Annotated in this window: 20 protein-coding genes; 6 read left to right on the top strand and 14 right to left on the bottom strand. The window is 58.5% G+C overall.

What is annotated here, in order from left to right:
* Positions 1 to 261: 261 nt before the first annotated feature.
* Positions 262 to 1,191 carry a LysR family transcriptional regulator gene (locus EE949_RS13890; RefSeq protein WP_122664803.1) on the top strand — a complete coding sequence of 310 codons (930 nt, stop codon included), beginning with the start codon at positions 262 to 264 and terminating at the stop codon, positions 1,189 to 1,191.
* Positions 1,192 to 1,367: 176 nt separating this feature from the next.
* Here the strand turns inward: EE949_RS13890 and EE949_RS13885 are convergent, their stop codons facing one another.
* The 8 genes from EE949_RS13885 to EE949_RS13850 all read right to left on the bottom strand — a co-directional run bounded on the left by EE949_RS13885 (position 1,368) and on the right by EE949_RS13850 (position 9,263).
* Positions 1,368 to 2,015 (bottom strand): NAD(P)-binding oxidoreductase, encoded by a 648-nt coding sequence (locus EE949_RS13885; RefSeq protein WP_122664802.1) that lies wholly within the window; start codon positions 2,013 to 2,015, stop codon positions 1,368 to 1,370.
* 60 nt (positions 2,016 to 2,075) lie between these two features.
* Positions 2,076 to 2,462 carry a nuclear transport factor 2 family protein gene (locus EE949_RS13880; RefSeq protein ID WP_122664801.1) on the bottom strand — a complete coding sequence of 129 codons (387 nt, stop codon included), beginning with the start codon at positions 2,460 to 2,462 and terminating at the stop codon, positions 2,076 to 2,078.
* 81 nt (positions 2,463 to 2,543) lie between these two features.
* On the bottom strand, positions 2,544 to 3,647 hold the full coding sequence (locus EE949_RS13875) for an alkene reductase (RefSeq protein WP_122664800.1): 1,104 nt from the start codon (positions 3,645 to 3,647) through the stop codon (positions 2,544 to 2,546).
* A gap of 73 nt (positions 3,648 to 3,720) precedes the next feature.
* Positions 3,721 to 4,302, bottom strand: a complete 582-nt coding sequence (locus tag EE949_RS13870) for a TetR/AcrR family transcriptional regulator (RefSeq protein WP_122664799.1) — start codon at positions 4,300 to 4,302, stop codon at positions 3,721 to 3,723.
* A gap of 164 nt (positions 4,303 to 4,466) precedes the next feature.
* Positions 4,467 to 5,900, bottom strand: a complete 1,434-nt coding sequence (gene aldA / locus EE949_RS13865) for an aldehyde dehydrogenase (protein ID WP_122664798.1) — start codon at positions 5,898 to 5,900, stop codon at positions 4,467 to 4,469.
* A gap of 17 nt (positions 5,901 to 5,917) precedes the next feature.
* Positions 5,918 to 6,718 (bottom strand): HpcH/HpaI aldolase family protein, encoded by an 801-nt coding sequence (locus tag EE949_RS13860; RefSeq protein ID WP_122664797.1) that lies wholly within the window; start codon positions 6,716 to 6,718, stop codon positions 5,918 to 5,920.
* Between the two features lie 44 nt (positions 6,719 to 6,762).
* Positions 6,763 to 7,947: an L-rhamnonate dehydratase gene (gene rhmD, locus EE949_RS13855; protein WP_122664796.1), complete on the bottom strand. Its 1,185-nt coding sequence runs from the start codon at positions 7,945 to 7,947 to the stop codon at positions 6,763 to 6,765.
* A gap of 17 nt (positions 7,948 to 7,964) precedes the next feature.
* Complete coding sequence (locus EE949_RS13850; RefSeq protein ID WP_099269777.1) at positions 7,965 to 9,263, bottom strand: MFS transporter; 1,299 nt, start codon at positions 9,261 to 9,263, stop codon at positions 7,965 to 7,967.
* Positions 9,264 to 9,544: 281 nt separating this feature from the next.
* Between EE949_RS13850 and EE949_RS13845 the strand changes: the two genes are divergently transcribed.
* Together EE949_RS13845 and yfcF are read left to right on the top strand one after the other, a co-directional pair.
* On the top strand, positions 9,545 to 10,489 hold the full coding sequence (locus EE949_RS13845) for a LysR family transcriptional regulator (RefSeq protein ID WP_122664795.1): 945 nt from the start codon (positions 9,545 to 9,547) through the stop codon (positions 10,487 to 10,489).
* Between the two features lie 298 nt (positions 10,490 to 10,787).
* Positions 10,788 to 11,414, top strand: a complete 627-nt coding sequence (gene yfcF, locus EE949_RS13840; RefSeq protein WP_122664794.1) for a glutathione transferase — start codon at positions 10,788 to 10,790, stop codon at positions 11,412 to 11,414.
* Positions 11,415 to 11,526: 112 nt separating this feature from the next.
* Here yfcF and EE949_RS13835 read toward each other — a convergent pair whose 3' ends face one another.
* Both EE949_RS13835 and EE949_RS13830 read right to left on the bottom strand, forming a co-directional pair.
* Positions 11,527 to 13,707 carry a TonB-dependent siderophore receptor gene (locus EE949_RS13835; RefSeq protein ID WP_122664793.1) on the bottom strand — a complete coding sequence of 727 codons (2,181 nt, stop codon included), beginning with the start codon at positions 13,705 to 13,707 and terminating at the stop codon, positions 11,527 to 11,529.
* A 221-nt stretch (positions 13,708 to 13,928) separates the two neighbouring features.
* Positions 13,929 to 14,477, bottom strand: a complete 549-nt coding sequence (locus EE949_RS13830; RefSeq protein WP_122664792.1) for a GNAT family N-acetyltransferase — start codon at positions 14,475 to 14,477, stop codon at positions 13,929 to 13,931.
* A gap of 236 nt (positions 14,478 to 14,713) precedes the next feature.
* Between EE949_RS13830 and EE949_RS13825 the strand changes: the two genes are divergently transcribed.
* The 3 genes from EE949_RS13825 to EE949_RS13815 all read left to right on the top strand — a co-directional run bounded on the left by EE949_RS13825 (position 14,714) and on the right by EE949_RS13815 (position 17,625).
* Complete coding sequence (locus EE949_RS13825; protein WP_162874468.1) at positions 14,714 to 15,733, top strand: SEL1-like repeat protein; 1,020 nt, start codon at positions 14,714 to 14,716, stop codon at positions 15,731 to 15,733.
* 174 nt (positions 15,734 to 15,907) lie between these two features.
* A complete protein-coding gene (locus EE949_RS13820) occupies positions 15,908 to 16,336 on the top strand; it encodes a DUF2231 domain-containing protein (protein WP_122664790.1) in 429 nt (142 codons plus the stop codon).
* On the top strand, positions 16,333 to 17,625 hold the full coding sequence (locus EE949_RS13815) for a PQQ-dependent sugar dehydrogenase (RefSeq protein WP_122664789.1): 1,293 nt from the start codon (positions 16,333 to 16,335) through the stop codon (positions 17,623 to 17,625). The genes EE949_RS13820 and EE949_RS13815 overlap by 4 nt, the downstream gene beginning before the upstream one ends.
* A 263-nt stretch (positions 17,626 to 17,888) precedes the next feature.
* Here the strand turns inward: EE949_RS13815 and EE949_RS13810 are convergent, their stop codons facing one another.
* From EE949_RS13810 to EE949_RS13795, 4 genes are all read right to left on the bottom strand, one after another.
* Entirely contained in the window at positions 17,889 to 20,309 is a 2,421-nt protein-coding gene (locus tag EE949_RS13810) for a TonB-dependent siderophore receptor (protein ID WP_122664788.1), read from the bottom strand.
* 241 nt (positions 20,310 to 20,550) lie between these two features.
* The gene (locus tag EE949_RS13805) at positions 20,551 to 21,516 is read right to left on the bottom strand and encodes a FecR family protein (RefSeq protein WP_122664787.1); all 966 of its coding nucleotides are present in this window, start codon (positions 21,514 to 21,516) and stop codon (positions 20,551 to 20,553) included.
* 112 nt (positions 21,517 to 21,628) lie between these two features.
* The gene (locus EE949_RS13800; RefSeq protein WP_122664786.1) at positions 21,629 to 22,126 is read right to left on the bottom strand and encodes an RNA polymerase sigma factor; all 498 of its coding nucleotides are present in this window, start codon (positions 22,124 to 22,126) and stop codon (positions 21,629 to 21,631) included.
* 100 nt (positions 22,127 to 22,226) lie between these two features.
* Entirely contained in the window at positions 22,227 to 25,151 is a 2,925-nt protein-coding gene (locus EE949_RS13795; RefSeq protein ID WP_430735956.1) for a PAS domain-containing protein, read from the bottom strand.
* Between the last annotated feature and the right edge of the window lie 345 nt (positions 25,152 to 25,496).

Genomic DNA, 25,496 nt, shown 5'->3' with positions numbered 1-25,496 from the left:
GGCGTTGCCCTTCATGGTTGTCAGGATTCGGGTTCAAGCCAGTGGCGTGTCTCGACGCTGCAATGGCTTGCCGCAGTGCCGGTACAGGCGGCCTGTGCAACCAAGTCTATGGAGGGCAACGCATTTGATTTAGCCGGCAAGAAGGGAATCATTGTTGTGTCAAAAGGAAATATCAGTCCGGGCAGAGCGGGTTGCACTGCCAATAATGAGCGGCGATGATGCCGCTTCACCGCTGCGCAACAGGCTTTAAGGACGCAACAGATGGACAAGTTTTCTAATATGTCTGTGTACGTAAAGGTCGTAGAGATGGGCAGTTTCACCGCTGTGGCCAACCATCTCGAATCGACGGTCGGCAATGTGTCCCGAGCGGTTTCTGCCCTGGAAACGATGCTTGATGCTCGTCTGCTGCAACGCTCCACCCGACGTCTTTCGGTGACCGATGCGGGGCGGCGGTTTTACGAGCGATGCAAGACAATCCTCGCTGACCTAGAGAACGCGGAGGCCGAGGCGAGCAATGCACTGCTGGAACCCAGGGGCACGCTACGCGTGCATTGCGTGCCGGGTCTTGCGCGCCACCTCGTCACGTGTGCGGCGCTGGAGTACCGCAGGAAATTCCCGGAGGTCACCGTGGATTTGCTGCTCTCGCAACGCATGCCGAACCTGCTTGAAGACCAACTGGATGTCTCCATTCTGATTGCCCGAACGCTGCCGGATTCGGCCTATGTCAGCCAGAAAATCGGAGTCAGTCACTGCGTGCTGGTGGCGTCGCCTGACTATCTGTCACGGCACGCAGCACCACAGGACCCGCAGGATCTGAGCGATCACCAATGCCTGTTGCTGGGCACCGTCGACTACGCACGAGATGAGTGGCAACTGAAGAGCAAAACCGGCAGCGCCACCTTCGTGCCCACGGGGCCTGGCTTCAGCGTGAACGATATGGAGGCCATGGCTGTTGCGGTGCGCGACGGAGCAGGCATCGGCTTGCTGGCCGGTTTTTCAGCCATCGACGATTTGCGCTCAGGGAAACTGGTGCGGGTCTTGCCGGACTTCCATACCCACGAGCGCAACGTTTACGCGGTCTATACCTCTCGCCAGTTCGTCGATGCGAAGATCAGCCGCTTTATCGATACGCTGAAGGCACGGGTGGGTGAGCAATTGGCGGCTACTGCTCATGAGCTGATTGGTCAATGACAGCAGTGGCCAAGGTACGTGCTACCAATCAGAGTGAACCAGGTCGCGAGACGTCAGGCCTGCGCGCACAAGTATGACGCCCCGCCTGTAGGACCGAATTTATTCGGGAAGAGGCCGGTACATCCGCCACATGTGTATCGTCAGGAATGTGTACCGACGACCACATTCACGTTGGTTCAGAAACTTCTCGCAGCTACATCGACAGGGGTCGTCCCTTGAGTGAGCTCGATGATGACTCGTGATGCCTGAGGGTTTTCGATCAGCTCAGCCAGAAAGGCGGCAACGTCGTCGCGGGAAATCTCGCCATACGGAATGGCGAGGCCTGCCCGAACGTTACCGGTACCGGGGCGGTCGACGAGGGTGCCAGGCCTGAGGATGACCCAATCCAGTTCAGAAGATGCCAGGACGACATCGGCCTGCTTCTTGACCTTCATGTAGTTCTCGAATCCTTCAGAGGTTTCTCCACCTCGTAGCGCTTCCGGGAAAGCCGATACCAGCAAGAAGCGGCGTACGCCTGCTGTTTGTGCTGCATTGACCGCTGTTTCCAGTGCTTTGCCATCAATGGCATTGGTCAGTTCCATGCCTGCGCCGCCAGCTCCGGCGGTGAACACCACGGTGTCGCTGCCTGCCATTGCATCGCTTAGTTGCGTAGAGTCCAGCTCGATGAGGTTACCCAGCAGAGGCGTAGCGCCCTGCGCTTTGAGTGGCTCTGCCTGCTCTGGTTTGCGATGAAGCGCTACTACTTCATGACCGGCAGCACTGAGCCTGGGGATCAGGTGGCGTGCGACCTTACCGGCAGCGCCGATGACGAACACGTTAGACATGCGATGCTCCTGATGGCGGACGTGCCGGTGTGTGGTGTACCGGCACATCGCAGTATGTTTTTAACCTTCGAACTGGTGGTAGACCTTGGCGATCACCTTCCAGTTGCCGTCGATTTTGAGCAGCGTCAGGTAGTCGTTGTAATCGGCACCGATGGCATCTTTTTCCATGTCGACGCGCACTACCGCGGTGGTGGGAGTAATGGCGAGGACATCCAGACGCGTGGTGATGTCCGGGGCATTGCCGTTGCTTTCAACAAAGGTGTAAAGATTGCTGATCGGCCCGCCCAATAGTTGGCCATTGGTGAAGCCATACATGACCGCGTCCTTGTGGAAGGCTTCTTCGATGGTGGCGACGCTGCCAGTGCGCAGGCCTTCGACATATTTGCCCGCTGTTTCAATCACGGCGTTGTAGTCGCTGGTCGGTACTGCTTTGATGTTTTTGCTCATGAACAGGTCTTCCTTTTGTTGGTTGAATTGATCACCCGATGAAACGAGGTCGTTGACGGTGACGTTTTGTTGCTCGGGTAATCAGTAGTGACCGAGAGGCCAGTCGGTGTAGCCCTTGGCGCCACCGCCGTAGTACGACTCGCGGGGCGCGATGGTCAGTTCGGCGCCGTAGCGCAGGCGCTTGACCAGATCCGGGTTTGAGATAAACAGGCGTCCGAACGCCACTGCGTCGATCTTGCCTTGCGTCCGGCGCTCGATTGCCATGTCCAGGTCATAGTTGTTGTTGCCGATGAAGGTGCCATTGAACTGCGCGCTCAGTGCGTCCATATCGACGCCTTCAGGAACTTCACGTGACGTGGCCGTGGCGCCTTCGACGAAGTGCAAATACGCCAGATTGAGCGTGTTGAGTTGCTGGATCAGGTAACCATGCAGGCCCATGACATTGCTGTCCGGCGGGGTGTTGCCCGCGTCCGGCGTGACCGGCGAGAGGCGAATACCGACGCGATCATTGCCCCAGATATCGACGATGGCCTGGGTCACTTCCAGCGTCAGGCGGGCGCGGTTTTCAATCGAGCCGCCGTATTGATCCGTGCGTTGATTAGTGGAGTCGCGCAGAAACTGGTCCAGCAGGTAGCTGTTGGCCGAGTGGACTTCAACGCCATCGAAGCCGGCACGTTTGGCGTTTTCGGCAGCCAGTTTGTACTGATCGATAATGCCGGGGATCTCATCGGTTTCCAGTGCGCGGGGCATCGACACCGGGACAAAACCATTGGCCGTATACGTGTTGCCGTCGGCTTTGATGGCGGAGGGCGCGACCGGTGCCTGACCGTCAGGTTGCAGGTCGACGCTGGAGAAGCGACCGACATGCCACAACTGGCTGACGATCTTGCCGCCTGCTGCATGCACCGCGTCCGTCACTTTGCGCCAACCGGCGACTTGTTCGTCGTTCCAGATCCCAGGTGTTGCGGCATAGCCTCTGCCCTGAGCGGAAATATTGGTCGCCTCGGCGACGATAAGCCCGGCGCTGGCGCGTTGTGCGTAATAAGTGGCGTGTAGATCACCAGGAACGCCGTCCTCGTCATAGCGACTGCGCGTGACGGGGGCCATGACAATGCGGTTGGCCAGCTCGATGGAGCCCATACGAACCGGCGAGAAAAGATCGGTGGTCGTGCTGATGTCGTTCATTGATTGGTTTACCTGCAAAGTTGATGGTTATAACTGACCGGTCGTCTACTAAAATGCGCTAAAAAAAAGCGCACTACCTCAGTAGGCGCTTGCTCATGTTCAGAGCGGTGTCGAAGGAGTCTGTAGACTTGTTTACTTTCACTAACAGCGAGGCCCCGAGCCAGAGCTGGTAAAGGCCCTCGGCAAACGCGCGGCTGTCTTCTCCAGGATGCAGGCTGTCATCGGCGATACCCAGATCAACGCACGTGGTGATGCGCTGAATGATCTTTGCCGTACCGCTCTCAAGGACCTTGCGCATGCCGTCAGACAGGTCGCACACCTCCGGGCCTAGCTTGACGACCAGGCACTTGCCGTCGGGGAGGTCGGTGCCCTGTGTGTCCTTCCAGTAATTGAAGTAGGCCCATAGTCGTTCTGCGCCATTGCCTGGTTGCGCCATCAGCGCGTCGACACGGCCCAGATATTCGGAGAAGTACTCTTCAAGCAGCGCTTCGCCGAATTCTTCCTTGGATTTGAAGTAGTAGTAAAACGAGCCTTTGGGCACGCCCGCAGCGCTCACGACCTCGGCGAGACCGACAGCGGTGTAGCCCTTGTTCGTCATAAGCGAGCGAGCCACATCAAGGATGTGCTGACGCATGTCGTGGTTAGGTTTCTTCATAATGGCGGCGATGCTAAAACATAACTGACCAGTCGTCTACAAGGTTTTCAGGACCTCTCGCTGAACGGTAAACGCCCTGATTACATCGGCTGTATCCGGGGCGTGGCGAAAAAGCGGAAAAAGTCGGGGCACATTCCGTCCAGCTAATGCGCCCCGACGGTGCTTCAAGCCTGAAGGTAGACAACATGCGTATGGGTGTACTCATACAAGCCATGCTTGCCGTCCGCGCCGCCCACACCGGACTTTCTGACTCCCGCGTGGAAGCCCTGCATGGCCTCGAAATTCTCACGGTTGATGTACGTCTCGCCAAAGTCGATTTCGCGGATGGCGTACATGGCCTTGCTCAGATCCCTGGTGTACAGCGACGACGTCAGGCCGTATTCGCAGTCGTTGGCCAGGGCAATGGCTTCATCCAGGTCATCGACGATCTGGATAGGCAGCACCGGGCCAAATATTTCCTTGCGCATGATTTCCATGTCCGCGCTGCAACCCGTCAACACGGTTGGCTGGAAGTGAAAGCCTTGACCGAGGTCAGCGATGTTGCCGCCGGTGATCAGGCTGGCGCCCTGTGCCTGGGCTTTTTTGACTTTGGCGGCGACGCTTTCCAGTCCTTGCCGGTTGATCAGCGGGCCCATTTCTACCGAGCTGTCGGCCAGTGGATCTCCGTAGCGGGTCGCGGCCATGGCAGCGCTGATCCTGTCGATGAATTCGTCGGCGACGCCCCGTTCGACGTACACCCGCTCAGCGCAGTTGCACACCTGGCCGGTGTTGATGATCCGCGAATCGCGAATGGCTTTGACGGCAAGGTCCAGGTCCGCATCGGCGAGCACAATGGCGGGCGCTTTGCCGCCCAGTTCAAGGTTGAGTTTGGTGATGTTGGGCGCTGCGGCGCTCATGATTCGCGCCCCGGTTTCAACGCTGCCGGTGAAGCTGATCATGTTCACTTGCTGATGTGAGGTCAGCGCTGCACCGACCCGGCCATCGCCGCAGACCACGTTGAACACGCCCGCAGGAAGGTCGGTTTCAGCGACCAGTCGGGCAAACTCGAAGCAGTTGTTGGGTGTCTCTTCGCTGGGCTTGATGACGATGGTGTTGCCTGTCACCAGTGCAGGAGCCATCTTGCGGGCGATCAGGAAGAACGGGAAATTCCACGGCAGGATCCCTGCTACTACACCCAGCGGTTTGCGAAACATGAAGATGTTCTCGCCGGGACGATCGCTGGTGATGATTTCACCTTCAATGCGCCGTGCCCACTCGGCCATATAGTCGAGGTAGTCCGCAGTAAAGTTGACCTCTACTTCTGCCAGCGCGTAGATCTTGCCTTGTTCCAGAGTGATGGTGCGGGCCAGGTGGGCGACGTTTTCGCGCAGCTTGCTGGCGATTTTGCGCAGATAACCTGCACGCTCGTTGGCCGGACGTTTTGCCCATGCCGACTGAGCCGAGCGGGCAGCGGCCAGCGCACGATCCACTTGATCCGCATCTGATGCGGGGACTTTGGCAAGCACGGCGCCAGTGGCCGGGTTGAGCACTTCAAAGTGTTCGGCGCTGGGGACAAATTCGCCGTTGATGTAGTTTTCGTAAACCGGTACTGAAGACATGGTCGGGCTCCTTCCAGTCAATAGGTGCGTGAGGCCGGGCGTTGTTCGGTGGCGTCACGATAAAGCGCGAGGTTGTTGAGTGCCGCCTGGCGCATCAGGCTGATGTCGATGGCCACGGCGATGAACTGACACCCCCAGCTTTGATAGCGGCGGGCGTCCTCTTCAGCCGGGGCCAGAATCCCGCTGATTTTCCCGGCCGCAAGCGTGGCATCAATGGCGTGGCGGATTTTTTCCTGCACTTCAGGGTGTGACGGATTGCCGATATGGCCCAGCCCCGTGGACAAATCCGCCGGGCCGATGAACACCGCATCAACGCCTTCCACGGCGGCAATTTCCGCGACGTTATCCACGCCCGCGCGGGACTCGACCTGCACAATCAGGCAGAGCTCTTCATGGGCGGTATTGATGTAGTCCGGCACGCCGTCCCAGCGTGTGGCGCGGGTCAAACCGCCGCCGACGCCGCGAATGCCGTGTGGCGGATAGCGGGTGGCCTGTACCAGCGCGCGAGCCTGCGCGGCGGTCTCGACCATGGGGATCATCAGTGTCTGAGTGCCGATATCCAGCAACTGTTTGATCAGCACCGGATCGTGACTCACGGCGCGTACGATCGGCGCTGTGGAGTAGGGCGCCACTGCCTGTAGCTGGGCGAGGATCGAAGGCACGGTATTGGGTGCGTGTTCGCCATCGATGAGCATCCAGTCGTAGCCGAAGCTGGCGGTGATTTCGGCGCCATAGCCTGTGGCAAATCCTGCCCAGATACCGTATTGCGGCTCGCCTTTGGCCAAGGCGGCCTTGAAGCCGTTGCGTGGCATTTTCATAGGGACTCCTGTCGGGCTGGGCCCGACATCCAGGGTTGGCTGACTCAGTGCTGGTAAGGGCGATGCAGTTGGCACTCAGGGTTCAACGTCACGCCAAAGCCTGGTTGATCGAGTTTCGAAAGACGCATGCGACCGTTCTCCGGCACCGGTTCGCCGAGCAGTTGAGGGTGGAACATCGGCACGACTTCGTCGGCCTTGGGCGCCATCATCAGGAATTCAGCGAATGGGCTGTTGGTGCGCGTGGCCACAAAGTGATAGCTGTAAACAGACGAACCGTGAGGCACGACCATTGCACTGTGGGCATCGGCCAGCGCCGAGATCTTGATCAGTTCGGTGATACCGCCACACCAGCCGACATCCGGCTGGATGATGTCGCAGCAGCCCATTTCCAGCAGCATCCGGAAGCCCCAGCGTGTTGCTTCATGCTCGCCGGTGGTGACCAGCATGCCGGTGGGCACGGCTTTTTTAAGCGCGGCGTAACCCCAGTAATCGTCAGGTGACAGCGCCTCTTCGATCCATTTCAGACCAAACTCATGGGCACCTTGGGCCAGACGCGTGGCGTAGTTGAGGTCCAGGCTCATCCAGCAATCGAGCATCAGCCAGAAGTCCTTGCCGACGCGCTCGCGCATCACCGCCAGTTCTTCGAGGTTCTTGCGCAGGCCTTCTTCGCCTTCTGCCGGGCCATGGTGAAGCGGCAGCTTGCCACCGATAAAACCCATTTTTTGTGCCAGGTCCGGACGGGCGCCGGTGGCGTAGAACTGCAGTTCGTCACGTACCGCGCCGCCGAGTAATTGGTGCACCGGCTCCTTGCGGACCTTGCCGAGCAAGTCCCACAGCGCCAGGTCAATGCCGGAGATCGTGTTGATCACCAGCCCTTTACGGCCGTAGTACTGGGACGAGAAATACATCTGATCCCAGATGCGCTCGATGTCGGTGACCTTCGCGCCCTCAACAAAGCGCGCCAGGTGTTTTTCGACGATATAGGCCGCAGGCTCGCCGCCCGTGGTGACGGCGAAGCCGATGTTGCCTTCCGAGTCCTCGACCTCGACCACCAGAGTGCCGAGCACGTTGATACCGAAGCTGCGACGGCTCTGGCGGTACTCCGGGTATTTGCTCATCGGCGTGGCGATGTGGTCGTCGATCCAGTGGCCGTCGCCCTGATCGTGATAGTCGGCGCCACCGCCGCGCAAGACAAAGGCGCGAACATGTTTGATGGTTGGAATGGCCATGATGTGATTCCTCCTGGTCAGACTTGAAAAGTCGGTTGCTTGCGAGGGACAGCCTGACTCGGCGGGCGAATGCCCATGATCAGGGCTGCGGCAATGAGTGTCGTGACGGCCAGCACGTACAAGCCGGCTGCCGGAGAATGAAAGGAGGCTTCTGCCCAGTTCTTCAGGATCGGCGCAATGAACCCGCCCAGCGCACCGAAAGAGTTGATCAGCGCGATGGCACCGGCTGCGGCAGCACCTGCCAGGAAGCTACCGGGGAATGTCCAGAACACCGGTTGTACCGCGATGAAACCCGAAGCGGCGAAGCACAGCGCAAGGATGCCGAGCAATGGGCTGGCGAAGGTCACCGATGCGGCGATCCCCAAGCCCGACACCACCAGAGTCAAGGCCGCCACCGTGCGGCGCTGGCCGGTACGATCAGCAATACCGGGGATTTTCCATGCGGCCAGTAACGCGCATATCCACGGGATGGCGCTGACCAGGCCGACCATCAAGCCGACTTTGGTGCCCAGCAATCCTGCGACCTGGCTTGGCAGGTAGAAAACCACACCGTAAACACTGGCCTGAATCAGCATATAAATCAGGCACAAGTACAGAACCGCAGGCTGACAAAGGATTTTCAGCAGGCTGCCATGGGATTGCTTTTGGCTGTCCTCAGCATCCAGCACCGCTTGCAACTGGTTACGCTCTTCTGGCGTAAGCCACTTGGCGTCGGCAGGGCGATTGTCCAGGTAGAAGTAGGCCCAGACACCGACCACGCTGGCCATTAACCCTTCGACCGCAAACAGCCACTGCCAGCCATGGGTGCCCATGAAGCCGTCCAGTTCAAGCAGCAAGCCTGACAACGGGCTGCCGAAAATAAACGCCAGCGGTGCGCCGAAATAGAAGAAGCCCATGGCCTTGCCGCGTGATGCGCTGGGGAACCAGTAGGTGAGGTACAGGATCACGCCCGGGAAGAAGCCCGCTTCTGCGACACCCAGCAGGAATCTCAGGATGTAGAAGGTGGTTTCGTTGTGCGCAAACATCATGGCGGCGGAGACGAGGCCCCAGGTCACCATGATCCGGCACATCCACAAGCGAGCGCCGACCTTGTGCATGATCAGGTTGCTGGGTACTTCCAGCAACGCGTATCCGGCGAAGAACACGCCAGCACCAAACGCGAAAGCGGCGTCACTGATTCCGGTATCGGCCTGAAACGCCTGCTTGGCAAAGCCGACGTTGGCACGATCAAGGAACGCCATGATGTACATCAGCAGGAGAAACGGCAGCAGCCGCCAGGAGACCTTGCGCAGTAAAGTCGCGGGTAGAGTGTTCACGTCAGTTTCCTTTTTGGAATTATTGAACTGCGTAACGGCTTGGATTGAGCGTTGAGTTTTTTAGGCGCGGAGCCTCGACAGCCATTCAGACGTCGGGGTATGCGGCATTGCGGGACGGGTGGGAGCGCGGGGCAACGAGGGGGCAGTAAAGTGTTTCATTGGATTCACCTCATTGGGTGTTGTTTTCTTGTGCCGAGGACTCTACTGCTTACCTGGGATGCGTGACTAATCGAATTAAGCTTATAGTCGATACCTTAAAGTTATCGATGGCAGAGGGCAGCATGAGTATCGAGCGATCTCCCCACCACCTGTTTGGCCGGCTGCGTTACAAGCACCTGCAGATGCTGGTGGTGCTTGGCTCAAGCCTCAACCTGCACCGCGCTTCGCTGAGCATGAGCATGTCCCAACCCGCAGCGACGCGCATGCTCCAGGAAATCGAAGACATGTTCGGCTGTGAGTTGTTCGAACGTCTGCCAAGAGGCATGCGCCCGACCGCGCTGGGCCGCGAGTTGTTGCGCTTCGCCGAGGCTGCGCTGAGCGGGCTGGACCGTTGCGCTGCCGACATTGCCGTGCGTAAGCAGGGCGGTTACGGGTATTTGTCGATCGGCACGATCATGGGCGCGGCGCCTGATCTGGTGATGAATGCCGTGGCTGAAATCAAAGGCCTCAACCCGCAATTGCGCATCCGCATCATGGGTGACACCAGTGATCAGGTGGTGCAGTTGCTGGAGCAGGGACGTGTGGATATTGCGGTCACGCGGCGTAACCTCATCACGGACCGCGAGCAGTATGAATTTGAGCCACTGGGCAATGAGCGGCTGATTGCCGTGGTGCACAGCGGCCACCCGCTGGCCCGGCGACGCAAGTTGCAATGGGCAGAACTGGTCAGGGATTGGCCATGGATTCTGCAGCCCGAAACCAGCCCGGCGCGCATTGCCATCGAACAAGCCTTGCAAAAGCTTGAACTGCCGATACCGGCGGACATCATCGAGTGCAGTTCGGTGTATTCGATGCAGCAACTGGTGCAACTGACCGATGCGCTGATGGTGCTCTCCGAGTCGGCGATGCGGGACTATCTGAAGATGGGCCTGGTCAAGGCGCTGCCGGTCACCCTCGACGCGCAGATGGCACCATTCGGCCTGCTACGCCGCAAAGGCGAACCGGTCAGCCGTGAGTTGCAGCACTTCATTGATTTGCTGCGTAAACGGGCTCGCGAGACGGCGTGAAGGCCTGTTCGTTGTAGGAGCTGCCGAAGGCTGCGATGGCGGTGTGTCAGGAATAAACGCTTTCGCAGCCTTCGGCAGCTCCTGCAGAATTTAGTCAGCCACGGTCCTGTGGGAGTTGTCGGAGGTCGGTCTCCCTGACACTCCGCCATCGCTGGCCTCGTAACCTCGGTGAACTCCTACAGGTGCTGGGTAATTTTATGGGCGTATTCCGCTCTGGAATACGCCCATGAAAATCATGAATTTTATTTATCTTGCCGAACCTCGTAGCGTGCGTTCTTCACCATAAGGAGATGACGTTATGAACAACCTGCGCTTGTATGTTGATGCCCAATTCACCAGCCCGTATGCCATGTCGGCTTTCGTGGTGCTGCGCGAGAAGGGTCTCGATTTCGAGATGAGTACTGTGGATCTGGACGCCACTGAAAATCAGTCAGCTGATTACGCCAGCCTTTCGTTGACTCAGCGGGTACCGACACTGATGCATGGAGACTTTGCACTGTCCGAGTCCTCTGCGATCACCGAGTATCTGGAAGAGGTTTTCCCACAGTCTCCGGTTTATCCGCACAATTCCAGGCAGCGTGCAAAAGCCCGGCAAGTTCAGGCATGGATTCGCAGTGATCTGCTGCCGATTCGTCAGGAGCGATCCACGCTGGTTGTTTTCTATGGCGACAAAGCCGGTCCGCTGTCGACAGAGGCCGAGTCAGCAACACGCAAGCTGTTCAGTGCTGCACAAATACTGCTTGCCGACAGCCCCGAGTACTTGTTCGGCGAGTGGTCAATCGCTGACATGGATCTGGCCGTGATGCTTAACCGGCTGATACTCAATGGCGATCTGGTGCCCCCCGCGCTAGTGGATTATGCGCAGCGCCAATGGCAGCGACCGAGCGTGCAGGAGTGGGTCAAGTTGCAGCGTCCTCCGCTTTAGGTGCTGGCGTATGGATTGACCGCCAATCCCTCTGGCGGTCAATTCAGCCTTTATGCAAAGCAAAAAAATCAAAACCGGCGCGTCTTTATTCAGGTCCGCATGCTGCCATCAATCAGAAGCTGTATTTGGCCGTCAGCATCATGTTACGTGGCGTGCCATAGCTGTCGCCGCCGTAGTCTGAGGAGTTGGCGATGGTCGAGTAGTACTTGCGGTCGAAGACGTTGTTGGCATTGAGCTGCAGGTCCAGGTGCTTGTTGACCTGGTAGCCCGCCATCAGGTCGGTGATGGCGTAGCCGCCCTGTTCCAGGCGATAGCTACCGCCATCGGCCAGGGCGATATCGTTGTACATGCGGCTCTGCCAGGAGACGTTGCCGCCGACGCGCAGTTTCTCCAGCGGACCCTGGAAGTGGTAACTGGTGGTCAGCTTGAACAGGTGCTCAGGCAGGTCGGTGTCAAATTGCTTGTTGACCTTGCCCGGGTTTGCGGCATCCTTGACCGTGTGCGTACGAGCATAGGTGTAGCCACCGCCAACCTGCCAGTTTTCGGTCAGCGCGCCTTGCAGTTCGAAGTCGACACCCTGGCTGCGGATCTCGCCGGAGGCCTCGGAGCAAGAGGATTGCAGGCAGTCTTGCGTCACCACGGCTACCGCGCGATTCTCCTGATCTACACGAAACAGAGCCATGCTCGCGTTAAGCGCACCGTCGAAGTATTCGCCCTTGATGCCGATCTCGTAGTTTTTACCCACGATCGGTTTCAGTGGTGTACCGGAGGTGTCTTGGGCGCTCTGCGGGGTGAAGATATCGCTGTAGCTGACATAGACCGAGTGATGATCATCCAGATCGTAGATCAGACCGGCGTAGCGCGTAACGTTACGGGTGACCTTGTAGTCGCCATCGCCATCACGGTTGTCGTAGTCATACCAGTCCAGGCGGCCACCGAGGATCAGCTTCAGCGGGTCGGCGAGGCTCAGGCGGGTGGTCATGTACACGCCATCCTGAGTCGTCACTTCGCGCCCGGTGGTGGTGTGGACGAAGTCGGGTTTGCCCGCACTGAGCGGCCAGTAGAAGTAATTGAACGGGTCGTAGTCCTGGGTCGTCATGTCGTAAATGCGTTTGCTTGCGCCCACTACCAGCTCATGTGTGCGCCCGAACGCTTCAAACGGACCACTGACGAAAGCGTCCAGACCGGCCTGATTCTCATCATTGGCGGCTTGGTAAACCGTGCGCTGCAGCGTCCTGTCAGGGGCCCAGCGTGACTGGTAGGAGCCGGAGAACAGCGCGTTCTGTTCGGCGTAGTTGGCGTTGATCTGAAGTTTCCAGTCATTGGCCAGACGCTGACGCAGCTCGGCAAAAACGGTGCTGATTTCCTGATCCTTGTTCTCCCAGTCGGTGCCGGGATTGTACGAACGAGGCAGGTCCAGGTGATGGCCATTTTCGCCAATCATCGCTGAACCCCAGAAGTAGTTGGTCTTGTCCTTCTGATGAGAGAAGCCCAGGGTCAATGTCGTGTCGTCGCTCAGGTCAGCTTCGGTAACCCCGTAGAACAGACCGTGGTCCTCCTCTACGCCATCAATGAAACTGTTGGCGTCGCGGTACGAAGCGACGACGCGGCCGCGCAGGGTGCCGCTGTCGTTGAGTGGGCTGGAGGCATCCAGTTCACCGCGATAGTCATCCCAACTGCCAGCAGCACCGGTCAGGGTGACTTTCTGCTCGGCCAATGGACGCTTGCGCACCAGGTTGATCGCCGCTGAAGGGTTGCCCGCGCCGGTGACCAGACCGGTAGCGCCGCGTACCACCTCAACCCTGTCGAACATCGCCAGGTTGGGCTGGGCACCGACCGACACGCCGTTATAGCCGCTCGGGATGCCGTCGTACATGAGGTTGTCGATGTCGAAGCCGCGTGACGTGTAGGACTGTCGACCTGGACCGTTGGAGTAATTGAGGAATAACCCCGGAGAGGCTCTGACCACGTCGTTAATGCTGGTCATGGCCTGATCGTCCATGCGCTGACGGGTAATAACGGTGACAGCCTGTGGTGTTTCGCGCATGGTCAGCGGCAGCTTGGTGGCTGTCGACATCGCGCCGGTGGTGTACGAGCTGGAGCCCTCGGTGGTGCTGCCCAGTTGGCTTGAGGTAATTTCGCTGGCACCCAGCTCTACCGTGGTCGGGCTGGATTGCGCCTGCACTTCGCTGCTGTCATCGGCCATCGCCGGAGTCAGGGTGGCCATGCAGATGGCCATTGCCAGAAGATTGCGTGAGGGACTGAAACAGTGCAGCGGGGTAGAGCGGGACATGACTAACTTCCTGTTAAAACGATGAGAATTAATGCTTATGAGAATTATTAGCATTCATTTTGTCAGGAATTTAAATCACGTAACAGCTTGATACGGAGAATATTTATCAATGGTGGCTGGCACATGGCCTGCTCAGGCGGGGGTGTGACAACGCCAGCCAACAATTTGGCGCGGGACGCCTCGACCCTTTCAAGGTCAGAGGCGTATTGCAGGGACAGGTCTCAAGCTTTGTTTTGTAACCACTCGGCGCGGCTCATTTCCCAAATTTCCTTGAGCATAGGCCCCGAGACGAAATGCCCTTCCTGCGTGTCGACCAGCCGCATGCCTTCGCGTTGGGAAACTTTGCGCGACGCCTGGTTGCCCACCGCTTTGGGTACCTGCATAACCGGGCGGGCCAGCGTCTCAAACCAATAGGCGTTAATCACCTGACACGCCTCGCTTATGTAGCCTTGCCCCTGCCATTGGGGCGCTAGCCAGAAGCCACGGTTGTTACCCGGCTGATCGTACAGACTGATGCTGCCGATGCTCTGCGCCGGTTCCGTATTCAAGCGGATCATCCAGTGCCACTCACGTCCGGACGCGATAGCAGGAAGCACAACGTCACGTACATAGGTCAGCGCACCGTCAGCCGGATAAGGCCACGGCACACGGCTGTCGAGGTAACGGACCACTTCCCACTGTGGGAAAAGCTGCTGGATTGCAGGCGCATCACTCAGTTGCAGGGAAGTGAGTATCAGGCGGGAGGTGTGAAGAGCAGGAGGGCATTCCATGGCACGGGGTCCTTAATGATCAGTATCAGGTATCTCCCGAACACTTTCGCAGAACCGCAGCGCGCCTGTCGAATGTCAGATAAGAACCTCCCAGGTTAATAACCCGGTGCGCAAGAGAGGATCACGCAGCGAGGTTCGCCGTTCCGGTTCTCGTTAAAACCGCTGCATCGATGGCCGATCGTCTTCGGCTAGGTGTAGCATCATCGGCCTTTGCGTCAGGATCTACTGGACGGGTTATGTTTTCAGCTTTCAAGCGCGGACGATTGTTATCGGCGGTGTTCAGTGTTCTGTTGTTGACCGGGCCGGCATACGCCGCGTCTGACCTCAGCGACCTTGAGCGGGCAGCGCAGGCGGGCAATGCAGATGCTCAGGTTCTCCTTGGCGCGCGTTATGAACGGGGCGATGGGGTCGAGCAAGACAAGGCGCAAGCGTTTACGTGGTTTCTCAAAGCCGCCCGGCAGAACGATGCTGTTGCGCAATTTAACGTTGCTGTTCTATACGAACACGGCGAGGGTGTGGCTCAGGATTGGTCCAAGGCACTGAGCTATTACCGCAAGTCGGCTGATCAGGGTTTCGTCAACGCTCAATTTCAATTGGGTGCCATTTATCAATATGGCCGGGGTGAGACCAAGAATCTCAACGAGGCTGCTCACTGGTACGCCTTGGCGGCCAAACAAGGTTTTGCGGGCGCTCAGAACAGACTTGGCTTGTTGTATGAAGACGGTGAAGCTGTTTCCCAAAGCTATGAAGAGGCCGTAGCGCTGTACCTGAAAGCGGCCGAACAGGGTGACTCCGCTGCGCAGTTCAACCTTGCCAGGCTGTATGCCGACGGTAAAGGTGTGGTCCAGGATCAGAGCAAGGCCGTGTATTGGTATCGCAAAGCTGCCGAGCAAGGAGAGTCTTATGCTCAGCACAACATGGGCGTTTTTTACCAGCACGGTTCGGGCGTGGTCCGCGATCCGGCGGAAGCGGCCGTGTGGTATCGAAAAGCTGCCGAGCAGGGCCGGGCGTCGGCGCAGTTCAACCTTGGAATGCTATATGTAACGGGGGAGGGTGTTGCACAGGACTATTCAGCCGCTGCCAAATGGTTTCGTCTCGCTGCCGAGCAAGGGCACGCTGGCGGCGAGTCAAGTCTGGGCAATCTCTACTTCATGGGCGAGGGAGTCCCCAAGGACCGTGCCCAGGCGATTAAATGGTGGGAAAAAGCCGCGGCGCATGGGGATGCCGTCGCACGGAGTAACCTTGAGAGGTTTTGACGCGGTCATGGCCCCCGTCGCTTTCATACACCCTTTCAAAATATTTCGACACGAACTTCAGTGAACTAACGCTCTGGCGCGATGATCCTTTTCTTTGCGCAGTCAGCGCGACCCTGTCTGCCAGTGCATCTGCGCTGAGTTTCGGACCGGGTCGTTCAACGATAAGGAGCCGCCGTGACCGTTACCACTCAACCCTTATACCGGACCACTCCAAGCCCGCTTCATGCGATCTTGCTGGCCGGTACCGTCCCGCTGTTTCTCGGTGCTTTGCTGAGTGACATTGCTTACGCCCAGACCTACCAGATTCAATGGGCCAATTTTGCCTCGTGGCTGATCGCCGGAGGTCTGCTGTTCTGTGGCCTGGCGTTGTTGTTTGCGCTGGTCAATCTGATCCGTGCGGACCATAAGGCAGGGCGTCCTGTTGCGTATTTCCTGCTACTGCTCGCCACTTGGGCGTTGGGTCTGCTGAACGCGTTTGAGCATGCGAAAGACGCTTGGGCGATGATGCCAACGGGCCTGGTGTTGTCGATCGTCGTGACCTTGTTGTCCGTTGTTGCTGCATGGATCGGCCTCACTAATCTGCGTTCGGGAGGTGCGGAATGAAGCATTCAGGCGCACTGACTCTTATCAGCGTGGCACTGTTGTTGAGTGCTTGTGGTGGCGACGGAGAAAGCACTCAGGCACGCGGTCCGGATCCGAAGTTGCCCGAGCCGCAACGCACGCTTTTGCCCAGCATGAAGATCGCTGAGCCTGTGGCATGGGGTGATCAGAAGCCCACCGTTCCCGAGGGCTTCAGCATTAGCGCAATTGCGACTGACCTGAGGATTCCGCGCCAGACGCTGGTCCTGCCCAACGGCGATATTCTGGTTGCAGAAGGGCGTGGCGGCAGTGCAGCCAAGCTCAAGCCCAAGGATGTGATCGCCAGCGTGATCAAGGCGAAGGGCAACACGCAGGTCAAAGGCGGCAACCGTCTGACGTTGCTGCGGGATGCCGATGGCGATGGCGCTTATGAGTTGAAGACGGTTTTCGCTGAGAACCTCAACGCGCCGTATGGCCTCGCGTTTGCCGATGGCAAGCTGTACGTGGCCAATCAGGATGCGCTGGTGCGCTTCGATTATCAGGATGGCCAGACCAAAGCCAGTGGTGCGCCGACCACGGTCACTGAACTGCCTTCGCAGATCAACCATCACTGGACCAAAGCGCTGACCATCAGTGAGGACGGGCGCACCCTGTATGTGGGCATTGGCTCGAACAGCAACGTCACCGAGCGCGGCATGGAAGTCGAGATTGATCGCGCCATGGTCTGGCAGATCGATGCCGAGACGGGCGCGCACAAGCCATATGCGACGGGCCTGCGTAACCCGACAGCGTTGACCATTCAGCCCGAAACCGGGCAGTTGTGGACGGTGGTCAATGAGCGTGACGAGCTGGGGCCTGATCTGGTTCCGGATTATCTGACTTCGGTGAAGGAGGGCGGTTTCTACGGCTGGCCTTACAGCTATTGGGGCCAGAACGTTGACTCACGCGCGCAGCCGCAGAATCCGGACAAGGTCGCCTCGGCGATCAAACCTGATTACAGCCTGGGTTCGCACGTTGCCGCACTGGGTGTCGACTTTTCCATCCCGGCCATGGGTGAGAAATTCGCCAACGGCGTATTTGTTGGCGAGCATGGCAGTTGGAACCGTCCAAACCCGGTGGGTTACAAGGTGATTTTCGTGCCGTTCAACGACGGTCGCCCTGCGGGTGAGCCGGTTGATTTCGCGACAGGCTTCCGTGGCGCTGACGGCAAAACTCGCGGTCGACCTGTTGGGGTCACGGTGGACCCGAAAGGTGCGCTGATCATTGCCGACGACCTGGCCAATACGGTCTGGCGAGTGACGCGCAACCGTTGAGCCGAGTGCCCCGAGGCGGATTATCTCCTCGGGGCGCTTCTGCACCGTCACCCAGCAAATAATTGATCTGTAGGAGTGAGCTTGCTCGCGATGGCGTCAGGTCAGACGATATCTTCTTAACCTGTCTATCGCTATCGCGAGCAAGCTCACTCCTACAGAAAAAATTATTTAATTCAGATAGTTATTTTATGTTTGATGAGAGCCGCCGATTCGAGTTTGCTGCGCGACACTGCTATGCAATTCTCGAAGAAGTCGCCATCAACTCAATACTTCCAGGTCACCGAGGCCGTCAGGTTCCTTGGCGCGCCGTAGTTGGTCGAGCCCGCTGATTGATACAGCGAAAGCAGGTATTTCTGATCGGTGACGTTATTCAGGTTCAATGACGTGCTCCAGTGATCATCGAAGTCGTAGCTGGCCATCAGGTCAATCAGCGCGTAGGCCTCTTGTTCAACCCTGCGGTTCGTATCGACTTCAGTCCCGCTTTGCCACTGGATGCGAGTCCCGACTCTGGCCTGGGGCATGCCGGGTAGCCGGTAGGCCAGGCTGCCGCGCAAGACGTGATCAGGGATGTACTTGCGTGCTTCATCACCATCCGCGTCTTCGATCCGCACAAAGGTATAGCCCGCAGCCAGTTCCAGGCCTGGCAATGCCTCGCCGGAAGCTTCCAGCTCGACACCACGGCTCTTGACGTCCGCACCTCGATAAACGTATTGGCCACCCACGATCTGACCGGTGAGTTCAGCAACGTTTTGCTGATCGGTTTTGAACACCGCTGCGGTGAGGGTCAGTCGCTCTTCGAGCACGCGTCCTTTCACGCCGACCTCGGTGCTTTTACCCTCTAGAGGCTCGATCACTCCGCCACTGGTGCTACGCACGTATTGCGGCTTGAAGATCTCGGTCCAGCTGGTATAGAGGCTCCATTGCGGGGTGAGGTCATAGACCAGACCGGTGTAAGGCGTCACTTTGCCGTGCACCCGCGTATCGTGCCGCGCTCCATAGCCCGCACCTTCGCCATCGGCACTGAGCATCCGGGCTCCGGCAATCCAGTGCAGATCATCGGCGAGGCTGAACCGTGCACCGGCGAACAGGCTTTTCTGACGGTCGCTGAACAGCTGGGTGTTCAGGTCGTTGGTAAAGTCAAAGGCCGGTTGCACCACGGTGCCCGCCAGGGCGTCCGCAAGGCTGGCGTTGATAAAGCCGGCAGCATCCCGATAGTGGCCGCGCTCCTTGTGATGAGTGCGGCCGTAGTTGGCACCTACCGTCAACTCATGTTCGCGCCCCAGAAAATTGAATGGCCCGGATAGCTGAGCTTCGCCGATAACCTGATGTTCGGTACTGGTGGTGCGGTTGACGTAGGCAAAAACGTCAGTCGCCGTTGCCGGGATGGCGTACAGCATTTTTGTGTCCTGATGCTGGCTTACGCCGGTCAGGGTGATTTTGCTGTGCCAGCCGTTATCGAATTCGTGGGTCAGCTCGGCGAAGGCGCGTTTGGTGTGGATGTCCCAGTAGGTCCAGGGTTGACCGATGCTGGAGCTGCGGCTGCTGTAATGAATGCGATTGCCCGCGAAATCGGCGATGGGCAGGGCGCCCCAGGTGCTGCCGTTCGAATAGCTGTCTTGCTGGGAAAAGCCTACGGTCAGCGTGTCCGCGTCGGACAGGTCGAATGCCAGCAGACCTGCCGCCACATTGACCTCGTGGCTGTACTGGTCGAGGTAGGAATTACCTTTGTCGTGTGCGGTGATGAAACGACCGCGCACGTTACCGCTATCTGTCAGCGGGCCGGAGACATCCAGGCCGAGGCGACGGTTGTCCCATGAACCGGCACTGGCGTCGATTTTCGCCTGAAACGTATCGGTAGGGCGCTTGCGGACGAAATTCACTGTTGCCGACGGGTTGCCTGCACCACTCATGAGCCCGTTGGCACCGTGCAATACATCGATCTGTTCGAACTCGGTCATGTCCTGATCGCCGAGCAGCACGCCGCCGGAGAAAGGCATGCCCATGCCGTCATATTCGAAGTTATCGATTGTGAAGCCGCGAGAGGTAAAGGCCGTGCGGTCAGTCTCGAATTGTTCGACGGTGACTGACGGCGCGCTGCGCAAGGCTTCTTTGACGCTGTTGAGCTGGAAGTCGTCCATTTGCTCGCGGGTCACGACGGTCACCGCTTGCGGCGTTTCCTTGTCGCTCAGGCCCAGACGTGTGGTGCTGGAAACCGGCTTGCCCTGATAGCCCACACTCTGGAGAGAGTCTTGTGTGCTGCGCGACTGAATCTGCGTGGCGGGCAGGTTCATCTCGTTGGCGACTTCAGGGCGGGCAACGGGCACCAGATATACCGTTACAGCGTCGGTACGGGCGAAGCTGTAGCCGCTGCCTTGCAGCAGGCCCGCCAATCCCTCTTCGGCCGAGTAGCTGCCAACAACTGCACTGCTGCGCAAACCAGCATCGAGGTTGCCGTCGAGCAGGACGTTTTGCCCGGTTTGCTGGCTAAACACCAACAGGGCCAGACGCAACTGTTGCGCCGGAATGTTGAGTGACAGCTTGTCCATGGTGCTGCCAGCGCTGTTGCCTGGCGCGGCATGCGCCTGAACGGCCCCTACGAGCAGCGTGCAGGCGAGTACTGCGCCGTGGGCGCCCAGTCGCCATTGCGCGCCATTTTTGCGTTCAGGATTGTGGTGCTTTGCCATTCAGGTTGTTCCCTATGAGATGCGCACGGATATGCGAACAGCTATCAGTCACATCTAAGACGGATGACCTTTGGCAATACCTGAAGGTGTTTTGAAAAAATTGTGACGGGTATCTGCTGGAGGCAGAGATTGCGGATTGGAATAATATTCAGGCGACCGGCTGCCACCGTGGGTGCGGTATTTCTACCGACCCGTTTCCTGTGACTGTGCGGGCCCGTACCCGGCTGAGGCCGGTTCCGCGTCAAGCCGCATGAATGACGGTCACCAGATCGGTGTACGTCGTCATTCTTACCGCCAGGGCCTTGGAAAGAACATCAAGCATTTGCTCAGGCCGATTCAGATTGAGGATCAGGCTGACTCGTCGTGCTGCAAGCTGCTGGTCCGCGATGAATATTTTGCCTTCGCGCCACCGTTGAAGTTCGCTGACCACTGCGCTCAGCGGCTTGTCGAAGAACACCAGTCGGCCGCTGCGCCAGGCGAGAACCTGGTCCAGTTCTGCGTGCTGAATAGCGCCTGTTTGATGGGCGCTGAAGCGAAGTGACAGGCCTTCTCCCAAATCCGTTTGTTGGCTCGATGTAACCACGCGTACCGTATGCCGACTCACCGTCAGCATCGTTGTTGTGCTGTCGCATGACACGCAGAACTCGCTGTCGTTAGTCAGAATCTGGCCCGCATCGGTGCTGACCGAGAGCTCGCCGGCAGCGCTGGGCACTACGTTGAAAAATGCCTCGCCCTGCAGCAGCTCCACGGCACGCTGTGTAGAGGACATGTTCAGATTCAGTGCGGTGTTGCCCGCAAGTTCAACGGTTGACCCATCAGCCAGGCGCACTGTCCGCCGTTCACCTACTGCGGTTCGCACGTCTGCAAAAGGGGATGCTGCGCCTTTGAGCCAGAACGTCGTTGCGCTCGTGGTGACCGCCGCCGCACAGGCCGCGACGCCCAAACCGACAAAGCGGCGCCGTGATAACCGGGCGCTGACTGCAGGCGGATTCGGTTGGGTGAGAAGGGCAGAGGCGGCCCATAAACTTTCCAGTTGCGCATACGCCTGTGCATGCCGGGGGTCAGCGTCGAGCCACTTTGCCAACGCTTCTCGCTCGGCGGCTGTGGGCGATCCGCCGTGCATCAACGCAAACCACGTGCTGGCCTGATGGCTGACGTCATCAGGCTGCGCAGCGGATGGGTGAAGAATCGGAGGTTCAACGCTCATAGGTCAATCAATTCAAGACAGGACGGTGCTGGCGCCAGATTGTAGTCCAGCTTGAGGGCGTAAGTCCGCTGCCCGGTCGTGTGCTTCCTCGGGTTCAAACAATTGAAGGCGATCACTCGGACATCCCTGACTTCAACAAGTCCAGGGCTCTGACCATGCGGCTGAAAGCGGTTTTAGAAGAAATCCCGAGGCGTTCACCGATCTCGACGTAGGTCAGGCCTTCAACCCGCACCATTAAAAACACTTCACGACAAGGCTCAGGCATGTTCTGAATCACGTCGTTCAAGGCTGACAGTTGCTGATTTGCAATGGCAGCTTGCTCAAGTGTCGGCGTTTGCGGTTCGGCATCGCTCATCTCTTGCTGTTCGAGTGGCTCGACCTTTCGATGCTCCTGGCGGCGGGTATGGTCGATAAACAGATTGCGAGCACTGGAGAACAGGTAGGCACGGAAGTTTTCTATGCGCGTACGGCTCATTTGTTCTGACAGCCGGATGAACGTGTCCTGAGTCAGGTCGGCAGCAGTCTCTTTGCAGCGCAAGCGACGATCCAGGTAAGCCTGAATTTCTCCGCGATGGGCGAGATATAACGCCTTGAGATCTGAGCCGGACATGAAGCCACCTTAACTGGCATGGGAGCAAGGGCGGCAAAATATCACAAATGAGAATCATTTGCTCTAGTTGGCAGGCATCGTCAGGTCCGGCCAGGCGTAGCTATGAACTGATGAGTTCCCGCACGCGTAAGGTGAGGGTGTCAATTGCAAAGGGTTTGGTCAGCACTTGCATGCCGGGGCCCAACTGGTCATCTCCGATGGCGGCGTTTTCTGCGTAGCCGGTGATGAACAAGGTTTTCAGCGCAGGCCTGACTTCTCGCCCGGCGTCGGCCATTTGCCTGCCATTCATGCCACCCGGCAGCCCGACATCGGTGATCAGCAGGTCGATGTGGACATCGGAACGCAGCACCTTGAGTCCGGCGACGCTGTCACCTGCCTCAATGATTCGATAGTTAAGGTCGCTCAGCACGTCCATGAGCAACATTCGAACCGTTGGTTCGTCATCGACAATCAGAATGGTCTCGCCGAAATCTGCGGGTGGCACCGATGTCTTGTCCGCTTCCCGGGCGTCCTCGGTTGCTTCTCCATCGTAACGGGGCAGGTAAATGCCAATCGTTGTGCCCACACCCACTTGGGAGTGAATACGCACCTGGCCTCCGGACTGTTTGGCAAATCCGTAGATCATGGACAGGCCCAGGCCGGTGCCCTGACCAATCGGTTTGGTGGTGAAGAAAGGGTCGAACGCTTTGGCTATCACCTCTGGCGTCATGCCTGTACCGGTGTCGGTGACAGTCAGTGCCAGATACTGACCTTCAGGCATTTCGTGCGCGCGGGCCGTGTCACCGTCCATTGTCATGTTGGTGGTTTCGATCCGGATGCGTCCGCCGTCCGGCATTGCATCACGGGCATTGATGCACAGGTTGAGGAGGGCATTTTCAAGCTGGCTGGCATCCACCAGAGTGGGCCATACGCTCGCTGCACCGATGGTCTCCAGGGCAATGCCCGGGCCGACGGTGCGTTTAATGAGCTCGCCCATTCCTTCCATTAACCTGTTCACATCGGTCGGTCGCGGATCGAGGGTTTGCCGACGGGAAAACGCCAGCAGGCGGTGAGTCAACGCAGCGGCGCGTTTTGCGGCACCCTGCGCAGTCGCAATGTACTTCTCCGTTTCCGTCCAGCGACCCTGAGCGATTCGGGTGCCCATCAATTCCAGAGCCCCGGAAATACCGGCCAGCAGGTTGTTGAAATCGTGCGCCAGGCCGCCGGTCAACTGGCCGACGGCTTCCATCTTTTGCGACTGCCGTAGTTTCTCTTCCGCTTGCATCAGTTCGACGGTGCGCTCTGCCACGCGTTGTTCCAGGGTTTCGTTGAGCGCACGCAGGGCTGCCGTTGCGCGGTCGCGTTCGGCTTCGATGGAACGTCGTCGTTCCACGTCGATCACCACGCCTGGCAGGCTGAGCGGGCTGCCGTCTTCGGCCAGATCAACCCGTCCATTCGCTTCGATCCAGTAGTACCGGCCATCAGCGCGACGTACACGGTACTGGTGCGCGTAAGCACCGCCTCTGAGGGTGGCCTCCTTGATCGCTTGCTCCAGCCCCTCCTTGTCTTCAGGGTGAACGGTCGCGACGACCTGTGCCATGCTCAAGCCCTCAAGGCCCAAGGCAGGATCAATACCGAAGGCCCGCGAGAAAGCTTCGTCAATGGTGAAGCGGTCGTTGGGAATGTCCCAGTGCCAGGTACCGATAATTGCGCCCGCCGCGAGCGCCAGTTGCACGCGCTCAACGTTTTGCCGCGCAACGGCCTCGCTGATGCGTAGACGTTCCTGCGCGTTGCGCCGTTCGGTGACGTCGCTGAAGATGATCGCGATCTGCCTGTCGGCCAGGTCACCGACGCTGACGGCGCGAACGTCAAACCAGCGCTTGAAGGCTTCAGCATAGTTTTCGAAGGTAGCGGGCTCACCGGTTTTAGCGACATGCCCGTAGGTTTCGAACCAGAAGCGTTCCAGATCCGGGGCAAACTCGGTTACCCACTTGCCGCGCAGGTTGACCCCGGCCTGGCGTTCGAAAGCGGGGTTTGCCTCGACGAACTGGTAATCAATCGGCTGGTCGTCGGCATCGAACTTCACCTGAACGATGGCAAAGGCCGACTCGATCGTCTCGAGAATCTTTCGGAAGCGCTCCTCGCTCTGGCGCAAGGCGGTTTCCGCGGTTCGCATCCGTGACAGGTCGAGCATGGCGCCGATCATGCGCACGGCGAGGCCTTCGGCGTTGCGGATCACATGACCACGGTCCAGGATATCTGCGTACGAGCCATCGATGCGCCGAAATCGGTACTCGGCTGTCCAGGCGCTGCCGCTACCGTCGATCACGGCATGGATCGAGTTATAGATGCGTGTCTGGTCATCAGGATGAATCTGGGCAATCCACCACTCGCCAGAGGTGTCGATTGACCCTAGCGGATGCCCGTAGGCCTCCTCCAGCGCTTCGTTCCAAAGCACCTGGTTGGCCAGCAAGTCCCAGTCCCAGATCGCGTCGTTGGTGGCTTTCGCCGCCAACCGATAGCGCTCCTGTGTTTCCTCGATGGCCACGCCTGCGAGGTGCTCGCTGGTGCGATCACGCAGGATCTTGACGAAACCAAGGTGAAGGTTGTCATCGTCATAGAGCGGCATCATCTCGCCCGATGCCCAGAAACGTTGACGACCTTTGCGCAGATGCCAGCGCTCATCCAGAGCACGACCTTCCTGAAGTGCGACGCGCATCTCCCGTTCGATCTGGCCGCTGACCCGGTCCGCTTCGGTGAAGAAGCGTTCGGCTGTCTGGCCCAGCATTTCTTCGCTGCTCCAGCCCAGCACCAACTCGGCACCGGGGTTCCAGTCGGTGATAACTCCGGCAGGATTGGTCACGATCATGGCGATATCGATGGCACTTTCGAAGATCGCCTGTTGGCGTGTTTCGCTGCTGGCGACGGTCGCCTGATCGGCTTCTGGCTCAGGGGCTGAAGTGACTGATGCGGCAAACCCGGTGCTCGGTTCAGCCTGATGCTGTGGGTCAATGCCTGCGTCCTCAAGGGCTCTGCGCAAACGCACGACTTCAGCCTCAAGCTGTTCACGAGTCAGGTCTTTCAACGGGCTGTCCACTTTCGCATTGTTGGTCCTTGGTAACCGCATCGGATCAGAAGCATTCGACATTCGTAAGGGCAAACCCGCAGCGCTGCAGATCTTGGCCTGCGCACTTGTTCACTGGGAGGAGTGCGTGAATAAGGTCGCGAATCCGTTTATGACCGGTACACACTTCGGTCGGTTCCAGCCAGGCCATGAATGACTCTAAGCGGTGATATCGGGCCGTAGGGTATGCGTGTTGCGCGCGATCCGGGAGAGGGACCGCAGATCGAAAAAACGCCGCTTTCTCTGTATCGAGACAAGCGGCGCTTT

It is taken from the genome of Pseudomonas viridiflava (assembly GCF_900602065.1).
GTDB lineage: Bacteria > Pseudomonadota > Gammaproteobacteria > Pseudomonadales > Pseudomonadaceae > Aquipseudomonas.
This window is presented reverse-complemented; position numbering and strand designations above follow the sequence as displayed.

Excerpts from the sequence above, each read along its gene's own strand:
- EE949_RS13890 (WP_122664803.1), top strand. The coding sequence starts at position 262 with ATGGACAAGTTTTCTAATATGTCTGTGTACGTAAAGGTCGTAGAGATG.
- EE949_RS13885 (WP_122664802.1), bottom strand. The coding sequence starts at position 2,015 with ATGTCTAACGTGTTCGTCATCGGCGCTGCCGGTAAGGTCGCACGCCAC.
- EE949_RS13880 (WP_122664801.1), bottom strand. The coding sequence starts at position 2,462 with ATGAGCAAAAACATCAAAGCAGTACCGACCAGCGACTACAACGCCGTG.
- EE949_RS13875 (WP_122664800.1), bottom strand. The coding sequence starts at position 3,647 with ATGAACGACATCAGCACGACCACCGATCTTTTCTCGCCGGTTCGTATG.
- EE949_RS13870 (WP_122664799.1), bottom strand. The coding sequence starts at position 4,302 with ATGAAGAAACCTAACCACGACATGCGTCAGCACATCCTTGATGTGGCT.
- aldA (WP_122664798.1), bottom strand. The coding sequence starts at position 5,900 with ATGTCTTCAGTACCGGTTTACGAAAACTACATCAACGGCGAATTTGTC.
- EE949_RS13860 (WP_122664797.1), bottom strand. The coding sequence starts at position 6,718 with ATGAAAATGCCACGCAACGGCTTCAAGGCCGCCTTGGCCAAAGGCGAG.
- rhmD (WP_122664796.1), bottom strand. The coding sequence starts at position 7,947 with ATGGCCATTCCAACCATCAAACATGTTCGCGCCTTTGTCTTGCGCGGC.
- EE949_RS13845 (WP_122664795.1), top strand. The coding sequence starts at position 9,545 with ATGAGTATCGAGCGATCTCCCCACCACCTGTTTGGCCGGCTGCGTTAC.
- yfcF (WP_122664794.1), top strand. The coding sequence starts at position 10,788 with ATGAACAACCTGCGCTTGTATGTTGATGCCCAATTCACCAGCCCGTAT.
- EE949_RS13835 (WP_122664793.1), bottom strand. The coding sequence starts at position 13,707 with ATGTCCCGCTCTACCCCGCTGCACTGTTTCAGTCCCTCACGCAATCTT.
- EE949_RS13830 (WP_122664792.1), bottom strand. The coding sequence starts at position 14,477 with ATGGAATGCCCTCCTGCTCTTCACACCTCCCGCCTGATACTCACTTCC.
- EE949_RS13825 (WP_162874468.1), top strand. The coding sequence starts at position 14,714 with ATGTTTTCAGCTTTCAAGCGCGGACGATTGTTATCGGCGGTGTTCAGT.
- EE949_RS13815 (WP_122664789.1), top strand. The coding sequence starts at position 16,333 with ATGAAGCATTCAGGCGCACTGACTCTTATCAGCGTGGCACTGTTGTTG.
- EE949_RS13810 (WP_122664788.1), bottom strand. The coding sequence starts at position 20,309 with ATGGCAAAGCACCACAATCCTGAACGCAAAAATGGCGCGCAATGGCGA.
- EE949_RS13805 (WP_122664787.1), bottom strand. The coding sequence starts at position 21,516 with ATGAGCGTTGAACCTCCGATTCTTCACCCATCCGCTGCGCAGCCTGAT.
- EE949_RS13800 (WP_122664786.1), bottom strand. The coding sequence starts at position 22,126 with ATGTCCGGCTCAGATCTCAAGGCGTTATATCTCGCCCATCGCGGAGAA.